Genomic DNA, 20216 nt, shown 5'->3' with positions numbered 1-20216 from the left:
TGCAACCCAACATACTAGTAATTCAAGAGAATTAGTTGTTTTTAACCAGAATTTTAGTGATCAGCAATATGTTTGACAAGATCACTAGAGGTAATTATGCCAACAACCCTATCATCATCAATTACAGGTAATTTTCTAACATTTCGTGTAGACATTAAATCAGAGGCAGTCCAAAGATCAGAATCAGGATCAATGGAAATCAATGGAGAGGACATTATTCGCCTAACTGGCGTATCAATAGGATAAGAGTGGGCAGTTATTTTTATTGCAAAATCCCTATCAGTTACAATTCCAATTGGAGAACCATTTTCTAAAACGGTAATTGCTCCAACACCAGAATCCTCCATCATTTTTGCAGCATCAGTTGCTGAAACTGATGAATCAATTGATAAAACAGAATTATTCATAATTTCTTTCACAGTAGTTTTTTGTTGTACAGTACCAGAAGTCATGTTAAGTGTTATGTAAAGTAATATTTCAAAGGATTATTGAATTTCAATCATGATAATCATGTTCATTAAAATCAGAACCTAAACGGATAGTTAGAATTACAGTAGAGTCAGTTGTTTGGAATTTTAATTCTTTATCAGGTAAGAAACTACGAAAGACTTGTGTGAGTAATTGCTCTGTAAAAACAGACCACTTCATTCCAAGTTCATGTTGAATCAAAAATATATGCCTGTCACCTTCAACCCTATGATCAGAATTCATTCCAGATGCCTTCATGTAATCTTCTAAGGTTTCAATACAGCGCTTAAGGTCATAACCACCTTTGATAAACATAACAGTATCTTTAATCATTGGAAAGATCAGTGTAACGATTTCATCAATATCTTTTCCATCAAGTTCACTGCCCAAAGATTCTAAGATACCTTTTGGAACGGGAATCATTCCCACTTTATTTGAGAATCTATCCCATTGAACATATTTTTCTAGAATTTGTTTTACAAGTACATTTTGAGATATATTTTTCATCGTAGCTTCAGTTTCCAATTCATTAACTAATTTTTCAGGAAGTCTATAGGTAATACTACGAGTGGATTCTTTCTTTTGGTTATGGGTCTGCCTATTTGAAACCAATTTTTCTTTCATGTTATTTCAGTTCTTCAATTATAAAATGATAGTTAACTCGTACTAGACGAGTTAGGAACAATTTCTAGAACTGTTTCTTCCAAATTACATTGAAGAGATATGGATTTTACCTTACTTTTGTAAAGAAAGTATTTCTTTCCATCCTCATTGATGGAACCAGAGATTGCAAGTAATTTTGCATCATATAGTGTTTGTAATCTTCGATATACAGTACTAATGGGAATTTTTTTGTCACTAGATAATTCCATTGCAGATTTTGGTTTTGCTAGTGTATCATGAAGGATTTGTTTGCAGTATTTGTCAGCTAGGACTTCTAAAATTACTTGCTTTCTCTCATCATCCATTATTTTTCTTGTTTGGATTAATTCTTGCATGGTGATCATATTGAATAATAGAATAAAATGAAGGAGTACACATTGCAAGACACTGCACACATATCCTATAAATCATACATAATTTTACATGCAGTATGAATCGTATACCAAAAGTTGTATCAGTTTTGATTTTAGTTTTTTCGATTTCAGTAGTGTCTATTTCAGTCAATTTTGCAAATGCAGAATCAGTTCCTGAATGGGTAAAAAACACAGCATTATGGTATGGCGAAGGAATTGTATCTGAAGGGGAATTTCTCAACATGATAAAATTCTTGATTGAAAACAAAGTCATAGTAATAGACAGTATAGAGGAACCAATTCCACAAGCAGTTAATCCGCAGGTTATAATTCCAAACGGAAACTTTGATGTTACAGGTGCAGGATTCTACTCACCATTGAATCTAGAGATTCCTGTTGGTAGTACAGTTACATGGGTAAATGATGATTCAGTACCACATAATATCCAAAGCATAGATGCAAATGGAAAGGTCACACAAATGGTTAACAGTCCACCACTAAACACAGGGGACAGATTTGAATTCACATTTGAAGAAGAAGGTGTTTACAAATACTATTGTTCATTCCATCCATGGCGAGTTGGATTAGTTACAGTATCCTAGAGTTGAGAAAATAATTAATAAAATAAGAAGGAAATAGGAAATAGCTATTTCTTTGACTTGTTAACAAATGCAGTCATTCTCTCTTGTCTGTCTGGATGTGTAAAGCAGTTTCTCCAAGCAAGGATTTCTAATCCAAGACCTGTATCAAGATCTGCATTTCTTCCCTTGTTGATTGCAACTTTGGACATCTGTACACCCATAGTAGAGTTTGCAGCAATTTGTTGTGCCATTTTCAAAGCTTCTTCTTGTAATGACGCAAGAGGAACGACATGGTTTACAAGACCAATCTCTTTTGCTTCATCTGCTTTGATCATTTTACCTGTGTAAACAAGTTCTTTTGCCTTTGCTATTCCCACAATTCTCATCAATCTTTGTGTTCCACCCCATCCAGGAGGGACACCAATTGTTACTTCTGGTTGGCCTAGTCTAGCAGAATCTGCTGCTATTCTAATATCACATGACATTGCAAGTTCACAACCGCCACCTAATGCAAAACCATTAATGGCTGCAATTGTTGGTTGTTTAACTAATTCAACTGTTGCAGTAACAAGTTGACCAGTTTTTGCATATTCTACTGATTCATCTGCAGAAATTTTTGACATGTATTCAATGTCTGCTCCAGCAGAAAATGCTTTTTCACCTTCACCAGTCAAAATGATAACTTTGACATCATCATTATGATTTAGTTCTTCAAAAGTTTTGATTAGTTCTTTTGCAACATCAGTGTTCATAGCATTGAGTTTGTCAGGTCTGTTGATTTTGACAGTACAAATGCCATCAGAAGTAGATGTGGTAACTAGTGACATGAAAATTTGTCAAGCCATGCGAGACTTAAATGTTATCTATTTTTTAGAAAGTTTTCCCCATTGGTATAGCGCAGCTGCTGCTGCAACCCAAGTTCTGAGGTCTTGGTAAACTGGGACATTGTGTTTCTCAATTAATTTTATCATTTTTTCAGTATATGGACCGCCATTACCACCACACAAAAGTGGCTTTTTTCTTTTCTTTTGGAAATCAGCTAGATGATCAACTATTGTTTCTTCGAGAGGGTCATCTTGGAATACAAACCAAGGCATTGCAATATCGACATTCTTTTCATCCATGAACTGTTGAATAACAAATCTATAATCTTCTGCAGTAGCGCCACCACCAACATCTGCAGGATTACCATTGTGAATTGGGACTGCAGGTGGAAAGTGTGCTTTCATTTTTTTGACGTTTGCTGGAGATAGTTTTCCAATAGTTAAACCGAATTTTTCTAGTTGATCAATTCCACCAATCATTGGGCCTGCACCATTACTTGTCATAGCAACTTTGTTGCCTTTAGCAGCTGGTTGCCATGCTAGTGCCTTTAGTACTCCAGCTAATTCCTGATAACTGTCAACTGAAATAATTCCTGCTTGTTTGAATGCACCCATGATGATTGCATTTGAACCACCAAGTGAGCCTGTGTGAGATGCAGCTTGTTTTGCACCAGCAGCAGTTCTTCCACTCTTCCAAATAACAATTGGTTTCTTTTTCTCTTTCATTACACGTTTTGCGACATTGATGAATTTTCTACCATCACCAAATCCTTCAACATATAATCCAATTACTTTAGTTTGAGGATCATTTGCAGCATACCAAATCATGTCTGCTTCATCAACATCAGAACGATTACCAAAACTGATCATTTTTGATAATCCAAATACATCAGCACTTTCTAACATGCTAATTCCCATTGTTCCACTTTGTGAGAAGAATGCTACAGGACCAAGTTTTGAGCGAAGCATTCTTTCTTGTCCTTGGAATGCACAATCAAGACGGTTTGCAGCATTGAACATACCAATACAGTTTGGACCAATAATTCTGATTTTGTGTTTTATAGATAATCTTGCAACTTCAGCTTCATATGCTGCTCTTTCACCACCAAGTTCTTTTCCTCCACCAGATACAATTACAACACTGTGAACTCCTTTCTTTGCACAGTCTTCCAAGACTGGAGGGGTCATGGATAAATCAACTGAAACTACAACTAGATCAACATCACCAGGAATATCAGCTACTGAAGGATAACATTTTTGTCCAAAGATTTTATCTGCCTTTGGATTAATTGGGTAAACCTTTCCTTTGAAATCATAATTTACCAAACTATCTAAGATAGAGTTACCAATCTTTCCTGGACTTGCAGAAGCTCCTACTAGTGCAACAGATTTTGGAGTAAAGAATGTCTCCATATCTGTAATGTTTGGTTTTGCTTTTGAGATAGAGTCTTTTTTCTTCTCTTTGTTTAGAATAATTTTTGCATCGACAACATAGTGTGATTTTGGATATACAATTACTGGGTTAAAGTCGATACTGTTAATGTAATCGGCATTTTCTACGCCTAATTTTCCAATATCTACCAACATTTTTGCAACCATGTTAGTATCAATTGGTTCACTTCCTCTGAATCCTTTGAGGAGTTTTGAGCCCTTGAGTTCGTTTAACATTGATTTTGCATCAGAAGTTGTAATTGGTAACATTCTAAATGCAACATCTTTCATAACTTCTGTCATAATACCACCCATTCCAACCATAATGATTGGACCAAATTGGGAATCGTTTTGAATACCTACAATTAGTTCAACACCTTTTGGAACCATTTTTTCCAAAAGAATTCCTTTAACATCAACGCCTTTCTTTTTAGAAAGTCTTCCATACATGTCAGTGAATGTCTTTTTCACATCATTGACATTGTCTAAACCAACTTTTACTCCACCAACATCAGTTTTGTGTAAGATTTGAGGAGATACTACTTTCATTACAAGTGGAAATCCAATCTTCTTTGCTTGTTTTGCTGCTTCTTCAGCAGAAGTTACTAATGCATAAGGGGGTACTTTAACACCATAAGTTTTGAGAATAGATTTGGAAGTTTCTTCAGTAATGACTTTGTGATCAGTTTCGATAATTTCATCAAAAATTTTCTTAACTGCAGCCATTGTTCGATCGATGAAATCAAAACTCAGTATATTAAACTTTGGTCAAAGTTGAAATTCCGATTTGAAATTGTTGTAAAAATTCTTCATATTCGATTTTACAATTGAAATATTTTCATCAATATCAGAACGAATTTTTTTTGGATCGATATAAGGAATGTTTTGCAGTTTTTCTTTAGTATTATCCAGCCAAAGATTCACCATCTCTTCATTTACTTCCAAATGAAATTGCAATCCAACTGCACTTTTGTATCGAAATGCTTGATTTGGATAGTGCTCAGATGAGGCTAATTTGATAGCATCTTCAGGTAAATCAAAGGTGTCACCATGCCAATGAAATACGGTAAATGGGTCTTTGAATCCTGAAAAGAATCCAGAGTCATTTGAAATTTTCAAATCATTGTAAAATCCAATTTCTTTTTTTGGTCCAGGGTACACATTACCACCAAATGTTTTTGCAATTAGTTGAGAGCCCAAACATATTCCCAAAACAGGAATATTTTTTTCAACAGAATTTTTGATTAGTTGTTGTTCTTCTTTAAGATAAGGTAAATCATCATTTGCACTTTCAGGAGCTCCCAAAATTACAACAAGTGAAAAGTCTTTGATTGGAAGTTTATCATGTTTTGCATTAACAGATGTAATGTTAAATCCATCTTCTTTTAACAAGTCACCAAGATATCCAGAACCTTCAATTCTGGTATTTTGTACAAGTAATACATCAGACATGTTTTGCATAAACAAAAGTGCTTAATATGTTAAAATAAATTTAGAAGTATGTTTGTTACAGAACAAGAGATTTCAGAATTACAAAATTTTGTTCTTCAATTAAATTCTGTAAAAGATGGGGTTGTAGTAGTTGAAGGGAAAAGAGATTTCAATGCATTAAGAAGATTAGGATATCAAGGAAGAATTTTAGAGTTTCATAAATTCGGAGGAATTAATAATTTTGCAGATTCAGTTGTAAAATATAAAAAAATTATTCTTTTATTTGACAGAGACAAAAAAGGAAGACACCTTACTGGAAAGACAATTCAATTATTGCAAAGAAGAGTAAAATTAGATCTTTCATACAAAAGAAAATTACGACAAATTACAAAAGGGAAAATTATGTTTATAGAACAACTAGTTTGTTACGAGTCTTATTTTGCCTAAGGCCAGATACCTTTTTGGTTAAAGGCTTCAAGTACTCTTTCTACGGCCAAAACCATGGTTGCTTTTCTCATATCGATTTTGTGTTTCTTTGATAATGCATAAGCATCTTTGAATCCCTGAGTGATATTTTTCTCCATCTTGTTTGCAACCTCATCAAAAGTCCAATAGTAACCCATGTTATTTTGAACCCATTCTAGGTATGAAATACACACACCACCAGAGTTTGCCAAGATATCAGGAATTACAAGAATATTCTTTTTGTAAATAATAGGATCTGCTTCAGGCAATGTTGGGCCGTTTGCAGCTTCTGCAATAATTTTACATTGTAGTTTATTTGCAATTTTTGCGTTAATTTGATTTTCTAAAGCTCCTGGAACTAGAACATCACATTTTGTTGTAAGTAATTCTTCAGTTGAGATTTTTTTGCTTCCAGGAAATCCAACAACACTACCTTTCTTTTGTTTGTGTTCTAAGATTTTACTGACTTTGGCACCTTTTGGAATTAAAATGGAACCTTTAGAATCACTAACTGCAATAACCTTTGCACCCATCTTTTCAAGATACTCACCTGCAAATGTTGAAGCATTTCCAAATCCTTGTAAAACTACTTTTGCACCCTTGAGATTTAGTTTAATTGCTTTTGCAGCTTCTCTAACAGTGTATGCTGCACCTAAACCAGTTGCAACGTTTCTTGCAAGAGAACCACCCATTGAGATTGGTTTTCCAGTAATAACACCTGGAGAATATTTGTTGTTGTTTAATTTACTAAATGTATCCATGATTTGGGTCATTTCTTTTCCTGTTGTGTAAACATCAGGAGCTGGAATATCTTTTTGAGGACCAATAACTTCTGAAATTTTATATGCAAATCCACGGGTAAGTCTTTCTAATTCATTATCACTAAGTTTTTCAGTTTTAGGATTAACAAAAATACCGCCTTTTCCTCCACCTAGAGGAACATCTACAATTGCACATTTCCAAGTCATCCATGATGAAAGTGCCATAACTTCACGTTCCATATACTCAACGCCACCCTCAGGATTGAAATATCGAATACCGCCTTTGTAAGGACCTCTATCATTATTGTGTTGACTTCTAAAACCTGTGAAAACTCTAATTTTTCCATTATCCATTGTTACTGGAATCTTTACTCTAAGTACTCTATTTGGCATTGCAAGATATTCACGTAAACCTTTGTCTTTAATTCCTAAAATATCACATGCATCATTGACTTGTTTGGTCGCATTAGCAAATGGATCATTCTTTACCAAGACGATCGTTTTAGAAAGATTCGGATTATATAAGTTTGGTTTAAAATTTCTGATCGCTGTTTCATATTATATGAATTAAAGATAGATTTTCTTGTGATTCAATTTTCTATCTAGTTTATCAATTGCCTCATCTAGTGCAGAGATATTCATTTCAAGAAAATTTGACAAGTGAAATATTGCACCATATTTTTCACCAATTTTTGAGACCATGTTATTTTTCTCAAGGACTTTCATATGATGTTGTATGGCTTTGTAATCAAGTTCAAGTTCTTGAGAGAGTTGGTGAGTGTTGTAAGGTTTGTCAAGAAGGCTCATGACAATTCGTAGTCTGGTAAATCCACCCCTAGTACTTGTAAACAAGTAAAATAGTAATTTTCGAGTTTGTTTATCGGGTTTTCTTTGTCCTGAAACTTGTCTAGATCTAAGAATTTCTTTGAATTCCAATAATTGGTTTGCCATATTTCTTAAAGTGGAATATGCTCATTTTGCTTAAAACCCTATTTCCAGATCTTTTCCACATTTAGGCTTGACAATTACCCTTAAATTGACTGAGGATGAACTCGTGATAACATGATGGCATCACGTGGTTACGATATGACCCCTACCATGTATTCTCCAGACGGTAGAATTTACCAAGTTGAATATGCTATTGAGACTGTAAAAAGAGGAACTTTAGCAATTGGTGTACTTAGTAAAGAAGGAGTTATCATAGCAGTTGAGGAAAAACCTCGTACATTACAAAGTACAGATGTTACACAGAAAATTTTCCAAGTAGATTATCATATTGGAGTAGCAGCAGCAGGATACATTCCAGATGCACGTGTTCAAGTTGACAATGCAAGATTCTTCTCACAGGGAAATAGAATGACCTATGATGAATCAGTAGAGGTTGCCACTGTTGCAAAACATCTAGCAGACCAAGCTCATCAATTTACTCAGTATGGAGGAGTTCGTCCAAATGGAGTTTCAATGATTATTGCAGGTGTTGACCAAAAAGGAGAGTCAATCTATGTAACTGATCCTAGTGGAACTTATGTTCAATTTGCAGCAATTGCAATTGGAGCAGGTTCAGATGATGTAAATGCATTCTTGGAGAAAAATTACAAAGAGGATTTGAGTTTAGAAGATGCAGCAGCATTAGCAATTGCAGCAATTAATCTAAAGGCAGAGAAAAAAGAGGGAATCAATGACATCAAGATGGCAAAAATTTCAACTGAATCTAAAATCTTTGAGAAAGTATCTGAAGCAGACTTGGAAAAATATTCTCAAAACGCATCAAAGTTTGTTCCATAATAAAATTTTAGATTTGAAAGATATTCATTTCAGTGTATGAGACGATAGATAATGGGTTTAGGAAGTAATTATTGGGGCGAAGTAATCGAGGTACTTCGAGAAATTATTCCAGTTTATGACAAGGTAAATTCAATCATATCATTAGGAAAAGACGTAGAGCACCGTAATCGTGGAATTTCAAATAGAGTTTTTCCAGGAAACAAGATACTTGATGCAGGTTCAGGGTTTGGCAACATGTCAAAGACTGCATTGAAACTAACTGATGGAAAAATTTCAGTGACACTTTATGATCCTCTAGTTCCAATGCTAAAAAATACAGGTTCACATTTTGAGAAAACTCCAGATATGGCAAATGGTGTTTTTGAACATATTCCATTTAGAGATGAAGAGTTTGATGCAGTGTTGTGTGGTTATTCCCTAAGAGATGCAATAAACTTGAGAATTGCAATCTCAGAAATTCATAGAGTCTTGAAAAAAGAAGGACGATTTGTGATTGTAGATTTGGGAAAACCAGATAACGGATTCATCAGGGCAGGTGTTGCATTTTATCTCAGATGTATCCTACCAATTCTTGCATTTACTGCAGGAGGTAAACTGGGATTAAAGTTTGGAACACTTTATGGAACTTTCAAAAGATGGCCACAAAACAAAAAGCTAGAAGGTTTGCTGTTAGAGAAATTCTCAAGAGTGGAATTTGAGAAAGATCTTATGGGCGGAGCAATAATGGTTGCAGCATACAAATGAATAAAGTTCTGATTCTAGTTAACATTACAGGTCTGATCATTGGAATTTCATATGGATTACATGGACCAATACTTCCAGTATTTGCAAAAAATGTCATAGGAGCAACATATTCTGAACTCGGATTAATCGGATTAGCTAATTTCATCCCTTACATGTTCATCCCATTGTTTGTAGGAATTCTTCTTGACAGATTTAACAATGGATATCTTTTGGCATTGGGAACTGCAATTAATTCGGCATCAATTTACCTTCTATCAATTGCACAATCAGTTCCAGAGATAATGGGGTTCAGAATTTTGACAGGTGTGGCACATGCATTCTTCTGGCCACCATGTGAATCCATCATATCAAATGAAAGTACAGAAAAAAACAGAGTGAAAAACATCTCATGGTTTACAATGTTTTTTGTCATTGGATTCATGGTAGGACCACTATTAGGTACAGTGTTTTTGGAAGGGCTTGATATTACGTATAGAATCCTATTCCAAATTACAGCATTCATTCTAGCTGCAGCACTGATTTCATCAATTCTTGTTTCAAGAAAGAGTGTAAGAAATCATCATGAGCATTTTTCATTTTCATCAATCAAAGAAATGAAGAGATTTCCAGAAGTCATAATTTTGTTGCTTTTTTGCACATCATCTTTTGGAATAATTTTGACAATTTACCCAGCATTTCTAAATGATAACGGAATGACAGACACTGACATTTTGTTGCTGTTTTTTGTTTTTGGGATTTCACGTGTAGTATCATTGGCATTAGCAGGAAAATTTGCAAGAAAAACAAGTCAGACCTTGATTGCAGCAGTTTTTGCAGTATCAGCAGGACTAGCAATTTCAGTTGTAGCTGATTCCATCATTACTTTTGGAATTGCACTAGTTTTGATGGGATTTGGTTTTAGTATATTTTTCCCATTAACACTAGAAATAATTCTAAGTAAGACCAAAAAAGGAATTTCAGGAAAAATCATTGGTGCGTATGAAACAGTCTTTGGAATGGGTTGGGCAATAGGACCAACGCTTGGAGGTCCAATAACACAATCTCTGGGAGACGATACACCGTATCTGATATTTTGTGTAATAGGAATCGGAGTGGCACTACTTGCAATAATGTCTAGAAAGAAACTAGAACCGCAAAGAGTATTCCATTAGATATCCATTGTTCCACGTTTTTTAGTGCAGATATCTAGTGCATCAACAACTTCAGTAACAAAGACCTTACCGTCACCTTTGGTTCCAGTACATGCCACATTTGCAACCGCATTGATTATTTCATCTACTTTAGGATCGTCTGCTACACAGATTATCATATCTCTGCTGAAGAACTCTCCAACTAGAGGAGGATCTTGTGCACCTTGACCTTGAACTTGATGAACAGTTACACCACCTACACCAACTTTTTTGATAGCAGCAATAACTTCATCTTTCTTTCCAGATGGAACTATTGTTTCAATTTTCTTCATAAGCCAAATTATAGTTGAATTTCTTTAAACCATAGAGTATATTCTCAAAGATGATATTCAAAGATGAAATTGGCAATCAGGCATAATGTCAAACATTACGTTTAATTTCAAAATAAGACATGTGAGATCATGATAGATTATTCACTAAATGTGGCAGGTAGTGAATGGATAATCATAATTTTTGTAGCACTAGTTTTGATTTTAGGTACAGGAAAGCTTCCAGGTGCAGCACGAAAACTTGGAAAAGCAGTAAACGAATACAACAAGGCAAAAAATGACATTCAAGAAAGTATGAAAGAAGTTACAGAAGAATCACCAAAGATTTCAGGACCAGTGGAATCAGAGAGACAAAAACTAGAGACCATTGCAAAATCAATAGGAGTCAAAGTTGATGGAAAAACAGATGATGAGTTGAGAAAAATTATTTCAGATAAAATTGGTCAAAAGAAGATAGATGAGCCAGAAAACAATCAATGATTAGTTTGATTTTTTAATTCGATACAGGTCTTTGTCAAGTCGCTTTTTTGCAAACTTGTAATAATCAGGAACAATTTCAAATCCAATGTATCTCCTACCAAGCGATTTGCTTACAACTGCAACTTGTCCTGAGCCAAGAAAAGGATCAAGTACAATATCTTTTTTTTCACTAGAGTATTCCAAGAGTTTTTTGATTAATTCAGAAGGAAGTTTAGTAGGAGTTTTTTCATCACCAGTCCAGTATTCTCTTTTGATATCCCACACATCTTCTTTGTCTTTATAGTGAAGACTGCGACCATCCTTTGTTTTGTCCTCTTTTTTGAACCTAGAAAATGGAAAGAACTTACGTTTTTTATCATCTTTGCAGACATAAAGACAATGATAGTGAGATGTAACGAATTTCTTTTTTGTTACCACACCGAATTGATACTTCCAAATGATGTGATTAATAGTAGTAAATCCAACATCATCTAAGGCACGTAAAATATCTTTGAGATTATTCCATCCAGAAAATACATACATGCTTCCAGAATCTTTTAGGATTCGAAAAACTTCACTCATCCAAGAGAATGTAAAATCATAATAGTCCTCAGGTTTGATTTCATTATATCCAGAAAGGACACGAGATGAGGTTCTGTTATAATTTGCCTTTTTTGCCTTGAAGTTTATAGCAAAAGGTGGATCGGTGATAATCAAGTCAATTTTGTTTTTCGGAATGGCATTCATTCCATCTATACAGTTTTGATTGTAAATTTTGTTAATCTCGATTTTTTTCATTTTTAAATTCAAGACTGGCTCCTAGCATAATAATGTCATGGGTAAATACTGTGAAGTAACAATAAATCACTAATCATTTCTTAGCAAATAGATCTTGAAACTATCATGTCCAAAATGCAAATCCAGAATTGAAATCCAAAAGACTTTCAACAAAAAAATGCATGTATCATGTGGCAACTGTGGAATTGAAGATCTATTAGAATTCTCAAAAAATGTAGACGAGGTGTTTTTGGAATTTCTTTCAAGATATGATAAAGGACTAGTCACAGAAAAGGGACTGGCTGAAGGGCTCAAAGATGAAGGAATTGTACGTGCTGAAAGTGAAATAAAAAGCATGATTGGTAAAAACAAACCAGATAAAATAACTGAAGAAATTCTATTTTCAAAAAAAGACTATGTTTCACAATACAAGGTTCTGAGTAATCCTGAGCCTGAAATGGGCTGCAAAGTAGATGATTTAGGACTAGATGAATCAATTACAGAGCATCTAAAGGAATTAGGAATTGAACAGTTTTACAAATTCCAAGAAGATGCAATAGGCGAAATTGCATATGGAGAAAATGTTGTAATTGAAGCTCCAACTGCCTCAGGAAAAACAGAGGCATTTTTGATTCCAGTGATTCAAAGAATAAAAAAAGATTCAAGTGAAGGAAATGTATTTGCAATTTTTGTTTATCCAACAAAGGCACTTGCAAGAGATCAATTCCCAAAGATCAAAAAGTTTGCAGAAAAAATTGGAGTCAAAGTTAGCGTCTTTGATGGAGACACAAAATTAACAGATAGAAGAGATATTATTGAAAATCCACCACAGATACTTGTAACAAACTTTGATGTACTGCATTATCATATGTGGCATCAAACAAAATTCTCATCAATTCTGACATCCACAAAAATTCTAGTTATAGATGAAGCCCATGTATATTCAGGAATTTTTGGCTCTAATGTGCACTATATCATAAAGAGACTCAAAAGAATTTGCAGAAACAAATTGCAATTTGTTGCAGCATCAGCTACACTTGAAGATGCCAAAGAGTTTTGTGAGAAATTGTTTGGAGAGCAGATGCAAAAGATTCAGGGTTCAGGAAAGAAAGGCCAAACAGATTTTGCAATGTTATTTCCCTCACTTCGTACACAGAGAGCTTTGATGGTAGAACTCACAAAGAAACTTACTGAAAAAAAACACAAGACAATGGTATTCAACAATTCTCATCTCAACTCTGAACTTTTAGCAATTCAGGCAAAAAAGCAAAAAGTAAACATCAAAGTTCACCGGGCAGGACTTATGGCAAATTATAGAACATTTGTTGAAAAGCAGTTCAAAGATGATATGCTTGATGCAATTTCATGTACTCCCACGCTTGAATTAGGCATAGATGTGGGAAATGTTGATTGTGTGATTTCATCAACAATTCCAGTAAATCGACTAATTCAGAGAATTGGAAGAGCAGCAAGAAAAGGTCAGCGAGGATATGCATTTTTGGCATTGGGAAATGACCCGATTTCACAGTATTACAAAAATCATCCTGATGACTATTTTGAAGACACTGAAAAAACATACATCGATCCCAAGAATCCGTTTGTTGAAGAATTTCAAATATTGGCAATGGCATGTGACAGACCAATCTCAAAACACGAGCTCAAAGAACATCAAGAAGTAATAGAACATCACATTATCAAAGAAAATCTAAAAGAATTCAATAACAGAATAATTCCAAATTTTGATAAAATCAATTCTCTTCTAAACGAATATAGTATTAGAGGAATAGGAAAATCAATTGATATTTTCTTAAATGGAAAAAAAGTTGGAGACAGAATACTACCAATTGCATTAGAGGAATTACACAAAGATGCAATCTATTTTCTTGCAGGTATTCGTTACAAGGTAAAAGAGTTTGATTATCCAGAAAAAAATTATGCAAAGATTGAGAAAATTCCTAGAGACTATCCATATTATACAAAATCATTAACTGAAGAGTGGCCTACAATTGAGACGGTGTTTGAGAGAAGAGTGGCAAATGGAGTTGAAGTTGCCTTTTGTAAATTACATATTGAGAAAAAAGTATACGGATATGTCAACATCGAGCTTGGACAAGAAGTAACCCAAGGAGAAAAAGTTCTACTTGACACACCATTAGAATACGATTTTATTACAAAGGGTATTGTCTTTCATGCACCAAGGCCTCTCAAAGTAATGGAAGAATCCGAAGATGAAGAATATACTGAAGCTAGTGGATATCATGCTACAGAACACGTGGTAATTGAAGGAAGTAACATGATAACAGGAGGAGTATCACAAGATTTGGGAGGTATATCACTAGGCACATCAGGCTTGATTTTCATCTATGATGGAGCCATTGGTGGCAGCGGTGCAAGCAAGGCACTCTATGACAGATTTGAGCTAGCACTTGAAAGAAGTATGTTCATCGTAAAGGAGTGTCCATGCAAAAATGAAGCTGGATGTCCAAGATGTACATTCTCATACAGATGTGGAAATAACAATGAGTATTTGCACAAATACTCTGCATTAGAGATTTTGGAGAGAATCAACAATGGTGAGAAAACAGAACTAGTAGATCCTACAGAAGGAGACAAACCACTAGTATAATCAAAATGGGATAAATATAACAAAAAAATTAGAATTATCATGGAAAAAGTAGCTCTTGTAACTGGAAGTTCTTCGGGAATTGGATTAGAAACAGCATTAGCACTTGCAAAAGACGGATATCATACATTTGCTAGTATGCGAGATTTATCAAAAGCAGGGGAATTAGAAAATGCCGCAAAAAAAGATAATCTTCCAATTGAAGTAATAGAGCTTGATGTTGATAAAGAAGAATCAATTGTATCTGCAATTAAAAAAGTAATAGACTCTGCAGGAAGACTAGATGTTTTAGTAAATAATGCAGGATATGGTCAGTTTGGATGTACTGAAGACGTAACAGTTAATGATTTTAGAAAACAGTTTGAAACTAATTTCTTTAGCATTGTAAGAATTATTCAAGAAGTTGCTCCAATTATGAGAAATCAGAATTCAGGAAACATCATCAACATTAGTTCTGTTGTCGGAAGAATGGGATTACCAGGTTCTCCAGCATACATTAGTTCAAAGTTTGCATTAGAAGGATTTGGAGAATGCTTACGATATGAACTAGGTCAATTTGGAATAAAGACAACTCTAATTGAGCCAGGAGTGATAAAGACAAACTTTTTTGAATCAATGAAAGTCCCAGATTCAAAGACAGATCCAAAATACAAGGAATTAACAGACCATATTCTAGCAGGACTAAAGATGATGGTCCAGATGGGAACTGCACCATCACAAGTAGCAGAAGTAATCATCAAAGTAATTCATGATGAGGAGATGCATCCAAGATATGTAGTTGGAACAGACGCTACAATGTTTATGGAGGCAAAAAAGATGAAAACAGACCTAGAATTTGAGAAATACATGAGTAAAGAGCTCTTTCCAGGATAACACCACCCCTACGTTAACTTGATATACACATAGAATCCAATTTTTGTCAAAGTCCGCAATTTTAAGGTGAAAAAAGAATGAAATGGAAAACGCTACAACACAACGGAATCTTATTTCCTCCTGCCTATGAAGCACAAGGAATCAAGATAAAGATCAAGGGAGAAAAAGTAGATCTTAATTTAGACCAAGAAGAGATGATTTACCAATGGGCAAAAAAGAAAGACACTCCATATGCTCAGGATAAAGTTTTTCAAAAAAACTTTACAGTAGATTTTGCAAAAACTCTAGATTCTAAATTTAAAAAAATTTCATATGAAGATATTGATTTTTCAGATGCTTACAAACTAGTTGACAAAGAAAAAGATCTCAAAGAGATGATGACAAAAGAGGAAAAAAAGGCAATTGCTGCAAAAAGAAAAGAACTTCGTGAAGAACTCAAAGCAAAATACGGAGTTGCAATTATGGATGGAAAAGAAGTAGAGGTAGGAAATTACATGGCAGAACCTCCAGGAATTTTTATTGGTAGAGGAGAACATCCACTACGTGGAAGATGGAAACCACGTGTTACTGCCAAAGATGTTACGCTAAACCTTGGAAAAGAAGCTAAAGTGCCAGAAGGAAAATGGGGTAAAATTATTCACGATAAAGATTCAATGTGGCTTGCAAGTTGGATGGACTTTCTCACACAAAAAAGAAAATATGTTTGGCTTGCAGATACAGCAGGATTAAAACAAGATAGAGACAAGGCAAAATATGAAAAAGCAGTAAAACTTGCAAAAGAGATTGACAAGATTAAAGATAGAATTGTCAAAGATATGAAAAGCTCTGATCCAAAAATCAGTAGAATTGCTACTGCATGTTATTTGATTTACAGAACTGCTATGAGGGTAGGAGATGAAAAGGATCCAGAAGAAGCAGATACTGTTGGTGCAACAACTCTAAGAAAAGAACATATCAAAATTACAGCAGATGCAATAGAGTTTGATTTCTTAGGAAAAGATAGTGTTAGATGGCAAGAAACAGTAAAGGCAGAAGGACATGACAAACAATTCCAAGAAAATCTCAAAAAATTAGTTGAAAAGAAAAAACCTAAAGACGAGATTTTCCACGACATTACTTCAAGACATGTTAATGCATATTATTCAGGAATAGTAAAGGGGTTGACTGCAAAGGTATTCAGAACATATCTTGCAACAACAGTAGTCAAAAACTACCTAGTTGACCATGACAATATGAAAGGAAAATCAGATAATGAGAAACTATACCATGCAAAATTGGCAAATCTAGAAGCTGCAATAATGTGTAATCACAAAAGAACCATTCCAAAAACATTTGAGCAATCATTACAAAAAAAGAAAGACACTCTCAAAACTAGAGAAAAAGAAAAAGCATGGGAGAAAACACAACTCACTCTCAAAAAGGTAGAATCAACTGAACCAAAAACAGACACTCAGAAAAAGAACAAGGAAAAAAGAATTAAGACATTAAATGAACAAATCAAAAAACAAAAACAAAAACACAAAGAGAGGATTGAGAAATTAAAATTACAAGTTGATTTGTCTGAGAAAACTAGAGATTATAATCTCGGAACATCACTTAGAAATTACATAGATCCACGTGTTTTCAAGGCATGGACCGATGAAGTAGGTGCAGAATGGGAAAAACTATACACATCAGCACTTCAAAAGAAATTCCTTTGGGTCAAAAATGAAAATGCAAAGTGGAAAGAAATTAAAAATTAAAAAGAATCATTTAATTTCCCATATTTTCAGGCATATATTATGCCGGGGTAGCTCAGCCTGGTTAGAGTGCCAGTTCGCTTGGTAATCTCTAACGGTTCTCCAACTAAGGCAATACTCATAATCTGGAGGTCGCGAGTTCGAAACTCGCCCCCGGCACACACAACTTTGTTTAAAACCCTCACCAGCATATTGTTCCTCTATTCAACTATAATATCAAACTAAAAATTTAACACTGCAATGGAGTTTGGTCTTACATGTGAATTAAATCATAATTAAGATTCTTTTCCTTCCCAAACAACTCTTTGTGGGAAAGGAATTTCAATTCCTGCATCATCTAATGCATTCTTGATAACTTTAAGCAAGTTAGGCATTACTTCAAGTAGATCATCTCTAGGATACCAAATACGAATCAAGATGTTTACACTGTTATCAGCAAGCTCTGAAATGGAAAATTGTGGTGCAGGTTCCATTAATGAATAAACTACATTTTTTTCAATTGCGTTTTTAATGACATCGATTGCATTATCAATATTTTCTCCATATCCAATACCTACTGTTACTTCACTTCGTCGCACTTCAGATAGATTAAATGTTCTAAGATTTGATGTGAACATTTTTTCATTAGGTATACGTACTACAGTTCCATCAAACTGTTGAATTTTTGACGAGAATGTATTGATATCAATTAACTTTCCAAGAACATTTACATCAACTACTTCTACAGTATCTCCCTGTTTGACTGGTTTTTCAATCAACATGAAAACACCTGAGATCATGTTAGATACTACTGATTGAGCTGCAAATCCAATTACAATTCCCAAAAATCCTGCCCCTACAACGAGTCCTCCAATATCAAATCCCTGACTAGCAGTAGCTGCAAAGAGAAAGATGATAATTATTCCATAATAGATCAGTTTGTTTAGAGTCTTTACAGTATGAACAGGCATATTTGGTGCAAATTTTTTGTTAAAAATCATTCTAGCAATTCGGGCAACAATTACTCCCACAGAAACCAAAATTCCAATTATGAGTAATCCCCATATTGATAATCCCTCCATTAATGGCGTATCTAGTATTTCAAACACCAACTAATCAAACCCCTTATCCATTACAAATGATACCTTATCTTTTTTTGAGTAAGTAACAACTTTCCAATCTTTATCTTTGTTAGAAAAATCCTTTTTCTTTATTTTGATGACTTCCTTATTAACATCTTCAATAATTTTACACTTGACATCGTCAATGTGAACCTCAGATGAATTGTCCAAATAATAGATTTTGTGATTAGTTACTGGAAAAACCAATTTGCCAACAGACACTCCTTTCTCTAGTTCATTAGAAAAAATAATTCTCATTTTTGCAAAAATATAAGGATCCAGATCATCATTTTCTAAAATTTTAACTTTAGAGTACATGCAAAGATTGCCTTTTTCAGGGGTACCATACAAGGCAAAACGTGAATGCATTGGTTCACAGGTAAAACAATCAAAGAGTTCTTTTGAATTATCCACAGAATTATACAGAAAAATCCCTATTTCGATTGGAAATTGAACCAAAACATCAGACGTGGAATTTTTTTCTACAAATATCGATTCGTTTAATCTAAGAAATATCAAGTCATGTGTTTTTTTGGTTGGGAGATGAAGAGGTAAGACTGGACATAACTCAATTTTGGTATTTTTTGTAGATGCTGAGATTGATTTTCTGAACTCTTTGTTAGAAGAATCTAGCCTATGATATGAGAGTCTTCCATCTGCGTGTCTTTTAAAATGCATTTGAGTTTTTGGTAATTTTAAATCAAGACTATCTGAAATGTCATAAATTCCATATTTTGCAAATTCATCACTCATATGCAAAATTAAATTTATTCCTCTATTAAAACCAGTTTTACGGGGTTATTTGGTTAGCACTAGATTTTTGGGCAATAATAAAATCTACTTTGTAGTTTAAAGTTGCACGTGAATTTAGTTTTAGATTCCATGGAATGAATGACGGGTTTTTTGTAGAATTTGAAACTTTGAATCCCATATCACTCAAATTTGTACGTAAAGTAATTGCGTCAATAGGGTTTTTTACAGAACCTGGTCCTCTATCAAAATCATAAGGATCAGAGATTACAAAGTAACCTTTTGTGATTTGTTTTGATATAGATTTGAGCAATAGACGTGGTTCAATAATTTCTAGAACATTTAGAGCCAAAATCAAATCAAACTGTAATTTTCCAAACACAGGACTCAGAGAATCAGCTACAAAATAATCCAAGTTTTCTTTGAATTGTTTTTTTGCATATTCGATTGCACTAAATGAACGATCCACACCAAAGACTAGTTCATTAGAATTTGCCAAATGACTAGTTAGAATTCCAATAGAACAACCATGCTCCAAAACAATCTTTGATGAAGGTAATGAATCTAGATTTTTCTTGATTGTAAGATAAAATTTTGAATTTCTGCTATTTTGGTAAACCCTAGCCCACTTTTCCTCAACATTACTGCGGTCATTGTCTTTTTTATTCAAGGATTTTTTTACGAATTCCTTGAGTTTTTGAGAATTAATCAACTTGTAGAGTTTTCCTCCAAGAATTCTCCTAGAAGACAGATATTTTGAAAAATCATTCCACAGTATTGGGATTTTTTGAATAATTGGGAATTCTAATCTACATTTTTTGCATTGTAATATTCCTTCAATAATTTCTTTTTCTGATTCAAACACATCAAGTTCAAGTTTTGTGCCACATTTCACACATCTCAAAAATTCAAGACTTGATTGTAACATAT

At 34.1% G+C, this 20216-nt stretch carries 22 protein-coding genes and 1 tRNA gene; 10 read left to right on the top strand and 13 right to left on the bottom strand.

The features are described from left to right. Nucleotides 1-53 precede the first annotated feature (53 nt). The 3 genes from ACX12B_RS07470 to ACX12B_RS07460 are packed head-to-tail and all read right to left on the bottom strand — an operon-like array spanning nt 54 to nt 1466. The gene (locus ACX12B_RS07470) at nt 54-452 is read right to left on the bottom strand and encodes a CBS domain-containing protein (protein ID WP_459353395.1); all 399 of its coding nucleotides are present in this window, start codon (nt 450-452) and stop codon (nt 54-56) included. Between the two features lie 43 nt (nt 453-495). Continuing rightward, nucleotides 496-1092: a hypothetical protein gene (locus ACX12B_RS07465; RefSeq protein WP_459353394.1), complete on the bottom strand. Its 597-nt coding sequence runs from the start codon at nt 1090-1092 to the stop codon at nt 496-498. Between the two features lie 32 nt (nt 1093-1124). Continuing rightward, nucleotides 1125-1466, bottom strand: a complete 342-nt coding sequence (locus tag ACX12B_RS07460; protein ID WP_459353393.1) for an ArsR family transcriptional regulator — start codon at nt 1464-1466, stop codon at nt 1125-1127. Nucleotides 1467-1561: 95 nt separating this feature from the next. Between ACX12B_RS07460 and ACX12B_RS07455 the strand changes: the two genes are divergently transcribed. Continuing rightward, nucleotides 1562-2086 carry a cupredoxin domain-containing protein gene (locus ACX12B_RS07455; RefSeq protein ID WP_459353392.1) on the top strand — a complete coding sequence of 175 codons (525 nt, stop codon included), beginning with the start codon at nt 1562-1564 and terminating at the stop codon, nt 2084-2086. A gap of 44 nt (nt 2087-2130) precedes the next feature. Here ACX12B_RS07455 and ACX12B_RS07450 read toward each other — a convergent pair whose 3' ends face one another. From ACX12B_RS07450 to ACX12B_RS07440, 3 genes are read right to left on the bottom strand one after another with little or no spacing between them, the layout of a single operon-like run. Further along, the gene (locus tag ACX12B_RS07450) at nt 2131-2892 is read right to left on the bottom strand and encodes an enoyl-CoA hydratase/isomerase family protein (RefSeq protein WP_459353391.1); all 762 of its coding nucleotides are present in this window, start codon (nt 2890-2892) and stop codon (nt 2131-2133) included. Nucleotides 2893-2928: 36 nt separating this feature from the next. Beyond that, entirely contained in the window at nt 2929-5046 is a 2118-nt protein-coding gene (locus ACX12B_RS07445) for a 3-hydroxypropionate--CoA ligase (RefSeq protein ID WP_459353390.1), read from the bottom strand. A 42-nt stretch (nt 5047-5088) separates the two neighbouring features. Then, nucleotides 5089-5772 carry a type 1 glutamine amidotransferase gene (locus ACX12B_RS07440; protein ID WP_459353417.1) on the bottom strand — a complete coding sequence of 228 codons (684 nt, stop codon included), beginning with the start codon at nt 5770-5772 and terminating at the stop codon, nt 5089-5091. 48 nt (nt 5773-5820) lie between these two features. On the opposite strand from ACX12B_RS07440, the gene ACX12B_RS07435 reads away from it, so the two are divergent. Continuing rightward, nucleotides 5821-6198, top strand: a complete 378-nt coding sequence (locus ACX12B_RS07435) for a toprim domain-containing protein (RefSeq protein ID WP_459353389.1) — start codon at nt 5821-5823, stop codon at nt 6196-6198. Here the strand turns inward: ACX12B_RS07435 and ACX12B_RS07430 are convergent. After that, complete coding sequence (locus ACX12B_RS07430; protein ID WP_459353388.1) at nt 6195-7469, bottom strand: Glu/Leu/Phe/Val family dehydrogenase; 1275 nt, start codon at nt 7467-7469, stop codon at nt 6195-6197. The two genes, ACX12B_RS07435 and ACX12B_RS07430, sit on opposite strands and share 4 nt — an antisense overlap. A 75-nt stretch (nt 7470-7544) precedes the next feature. Continuing rightward, nucleotides 7545-7928, bottom strand: coding sequence for an ArsR/SmtB family transcription factor (locus ACX12B_RS07425; RefSeq protein ID WP_459353387.1), 384 nt, complete (start codon nt 7926-7928; stop codon nt 7545-7547). 111 nt (nt 7929-8039) lie between these two features. Here ACX12B_RS07425 and ACX12B_RS07420 point away from each other — a divergent pair, with 111 nt between their 5' ends. Genes ACX12B_RS07420 through ACX12B_RS07410 form a run of 3 tightly spaced genes read left to right on the top strand, consistent with a single transcriptional unit; the run spans nt 8040 to nt 10657 of the window. Continuing rightward, nucleotides 8040-8762, top strand: a complete 723-nt coding sequence (locus tag ACX12B_RS07420; protein WP_459353386.1) for an archaeal proteasome endopeptidase complex subunit alpha — start codon at nt 8040-8042, stop codon at nt 8760-8762. Between the two features lie 51 nt (nt 8763-8813). Continuing rightward, complete coding sequence (locus tag ACX12B_RS07415; RefSeq protein ID WP_459353385.1) at nt 8814-9506, top strand: class I SAM-dependent methyltransferase; 693 nt, start codon at nt 8814-8816, stop codon at nt 9504-9506. Beyond that, complete coding sequence (locus ACX12B_RS07410) at nt 9503-10657, top strand: MFS transporter (protein WP_459353384.1); 1155 nt, start codon at nt 9503-9505, stop codon at nt 10655-10657. The genes ACX12B_RS07415 and ACX12B_RS07410 overlap by 4 nt, the downstream gene beginning before the upstream one ends. Here ACX12B_RS07410 and ACX12B_RS07405 read toward each other — a convergent pair. After that, nucleotides 10654-10968 carry a P-II family nitrogen regulator gene (locus ACX12B_RS07405; RefSeq protein WP_459353383.1) on the bottom strand — a complete coding sequence of 105 codons (315 nt, stop codon included), beginning with the start codon at nt 10966-10968 and terminating at the stop codon, nt 10654-10656. The genes ACX12B_RS07410 and ACX12B_RS07405 overlap by 4 nt on opposite strands. 129 nt (nt 10969-11097) lie before the next feature. Between ACX12B_RS07405 and ACX12B_RS07400 the strand changes: the two genes are divergently transcribed. After that, nucleotides 11098-11445, top strand: coding sequence for a Sec-independent protein translocase subunit TatA/TatB (locus ACX12B_RS07400; protein WP_459353382.1), 348 nt, complete (start codon nt 11098-11100; stop codon nt 11443-11445). Here ACX12B_RS07400 and ACX12B_RS07395 read toward each other — a convergent pair whose 3' ends face one another. Beyond that, nucleotides 11446-12222 carry a DNA-methyltransferase gene (locus tag ACX12B_RS07395; RefSeq protein ID WP_459353381.1) on the bottom strand — a complete coding sequence of 259 codons (777 nt, stop codon included), beginning with the start codon at nt 12220-12222 and terminating at the stop codon, nt 11446-11448. Between the two features lie 94 nt (nt 12223-12316). Here ACX12B_RS07395 and ACX12B_RS07390 point away from each other — a divergent pair, with 94 nt between their 5' ends. The 4 genes from ACX12B_RS07390 (at nt 12317) to ACX12B_RS07375 (ending at nt 17595) form a co-directional block, all read left to right on the top strand. Then, nucleotides 12317-14827 carry a DEAD/DEAH box helicase gene (locus ACX12B_RS07390; protein WP_459353380.1) on the top strand — a complete coding sequence of 837 codons (2511 nt, stop codon included), beginning with the start codon at nt 12317-12319 and terminating at the stop codon, nt 14825-14827. Nucleotides 14828-14866: 39 nt separating this feature from the next. Further along, nucleotides 14867-15697, top strand: coding sequence for an SDR family oxidoreductase (locus ACX12B_RS07385; RefSeq protein ID WP_459353379.1), 831 nt, complete (start codon nt 14867-14869; stop codon nt 15695-15697). Nucleotides 15698-15774: 77 nt separating this feature from the next. Next, nucleotides 15775-17439 carry a DNA topoisomerase I gene (locus ACX12B_RS07380; RefSeq protein WP_459353378.1) on the top strand — a complete coding sequence of 555 codons (1665 nt, stop codon included), beginning with the start codon at nt 15775-15777 and terminating at the stop codon, nt 17437-17439. 41 nt (nt 17440-17480) lie between these two features. Then, nucleotides 17481-17595, top strand: a tRNA-Met gene (locus ACX12B_RS07375). Between the two features lie 116 nt (nt 17596-17711). On the opposite strand, the gene ACX12B_RS07370 is transcribed toward ACX12B_RS07375, so the two are convergent. From ACX12B_RS07370 to ACX12B_RS07360, 3 genes are read right to left on the bottom strand one after another with little or no spacing between them, the layout of a single operon-like run. After that, a complete protein-coding gene (locus tag ACX12B_RS07370) occupies nt 17712-18524 on the bottom strand; it encodes a mechanosensitive ion channel family protein (protein ID WP_459353416.1) in 813 nt (270 codons plus the stop codon). A gap of 3 nt (nt 18525-18527) precedes the next feature. Then, on the bottom strand, nt 18528-19289 hold the full coding sequence (locus ACX12B_RS07365; RefSeq protein WP_459353377.1) for a DUF432 domain-containing protein: 762 nt from the start codon (nt 19287-19289) through the stop codon (nt 18528-18530). Nucleotides 19290-19326: 37 nt separating this feature from the next. After that, nucleotides 19327-20214: a methyltransferase domain-containing protein gene (locus tag ACX12B_RS07360; protein WP_459353376.1), complete on the bottom strand. Its 888-nt coding sequence runs from the start codon at nt 20212-20214 to the stop codon at nt 19327-19329. Nucleotides 20215-20216: the final 2 nt, after the last annotated feature.

The sequence above is a fragment of the Nitrosopumilus sp. S6 genome, from assembly GCF_054515815.1.
The sequence above is the reverse complement of the archived record's forward strand: the minus strand, read 5'-3'. Positions and strand labels throughout refer to the sequence as shown.

Bases quoted from the DNA above. Each gene is read 5' to 3' on its own strand.
- ACX12B_RS07470 (WP_459353395.1), bottom strand. From the start codon at position 452: ATGACTTCTGGTACTGTACAACAAAAAACTACTGTGAAAGAAATTATG.
- ACX12B_RS07465 (WP_459353394.1), bottom strand. From the start codon at position 1,092: ATGAAAGAAAAATTGGTTTCAAATAGGCAGACCCATAACCAAAAGAAA.
- ACX12B_RS07460 (WP_459353393.1), bottom strand. From the start codon at position 1,466: ATGCAAGAATTAATCCAAACAAGAAAAATAATGGATGATGAGAGAAAG.
- ACX12B_RS07455 (WP_459353392.1), top strand. From the start codon at position 1,562: ATGAATCGTATACCAAAAGTTGTATCAGTTTTGATTTTAGTTTTTTCG.
- ACX12B_RS07450 (WP_459353391.1), bottom strand. From the start codon at position 2,892: ATGTCACTAGTTACCACATCTACTTCTGATGGCATTTGTACTGTCAAA.
- ACX12B_RS07445 (WP_459353390.1), bottom strand. From the start codon at position 5,046: ATGGCTGCAGTTAAGAAAATTTTTGATGAAATTATCGAAACTGATCAC.
- ACX12B_RS07440 (WP_459353417.1), bottom strand. From the start codon at position 5,772: ATGTCTGATGTATTACTTGTACAAAATACCAGAATTGAAGGTTCTGGA.
- ACX12B_RS07435 (WP_459353389.1), top strand. From the start codon at position 5,821: ATGTTTGTTACAGAACAAGAGATTTCAGAATTACAAAATTTTGTTCTT.
- ACX12B_RS07425 (WP_459353387.1), bottom strand. From the start codon at position 7,928: ATGGCAAACCAATTATTGGAATTCAAAGAAATTCTTAGATCTAGACAA.
- ACX12B_RS07420 (WP_459353386.1), top strand. From the start codon at position 8,040: ATGATGGCATCACGTGGTTACGATATGACCCCTACCATGTATTCTCCA.
- ACX12B_RS07415 (WP_459353385.1), top strand. From the start codon at position 8,814: ATGGGTTTAGGAAGTAATTATTGGGGCGAAGTAATCGAGGTACTTCGA.
- ACX12B_RS07410 (WP_459353384.1), top strand. From the start codon at position 9,503: ATGAATAAAGTTCTGATTCTAGTTAACATTACAGGTCTGATCATTGGA.
- ACX12B_RS07405 (WP_459353383.1), bottom strand. From the start codon at position 10,968: ATGAAGAAAATTGAAACAATAGTTCCATCTGGAAAGAAAGATGAAGTT.
- ACX12B_RS07400 (WP_459353382.1), top strand. From the start codon at position 11,098: ATGATAGATTATTCACTAAATGTGGCAGGTAGTGAATGGATAATCATA.
- ACX12B_RS07395 (WP_459353381.1), bottom strand. From the start codon at position 12,222: ATGAAAAAAATCGAGATTAACAAAATTTACAATCAAAACTGTATAGAT.
- ACX12B_RS07385 (WP_459353379.1), top strand. From the start codon at position 14,867: ATGGAAAAAGTAGCTCTTGTAACTGGAAGTTCTTCGGGAATTGGATTA.
- ACX12B_RS07380 (WP_459353378.1), top strand. From the start codon at position 15,775: ATGAAATGGAAAACGCTACAACACAACGGAATCTTATTTCCTCCTGCC.
- ACX12B_RS07365 (WP_459353377.1), bottom strand. From the start codon at position 19,289: ATGAGTGATGAATTTGCAAAATATGGAATTTATGACATTTCAGATAGT.
- ACX12B_RS07360 (WP_459353376.1), bottom strand. From the start codon at position 20,214: ATGTTACAATCAAGTCTTGAATTTTTGAGATGTGTGAAATGTGGCACA.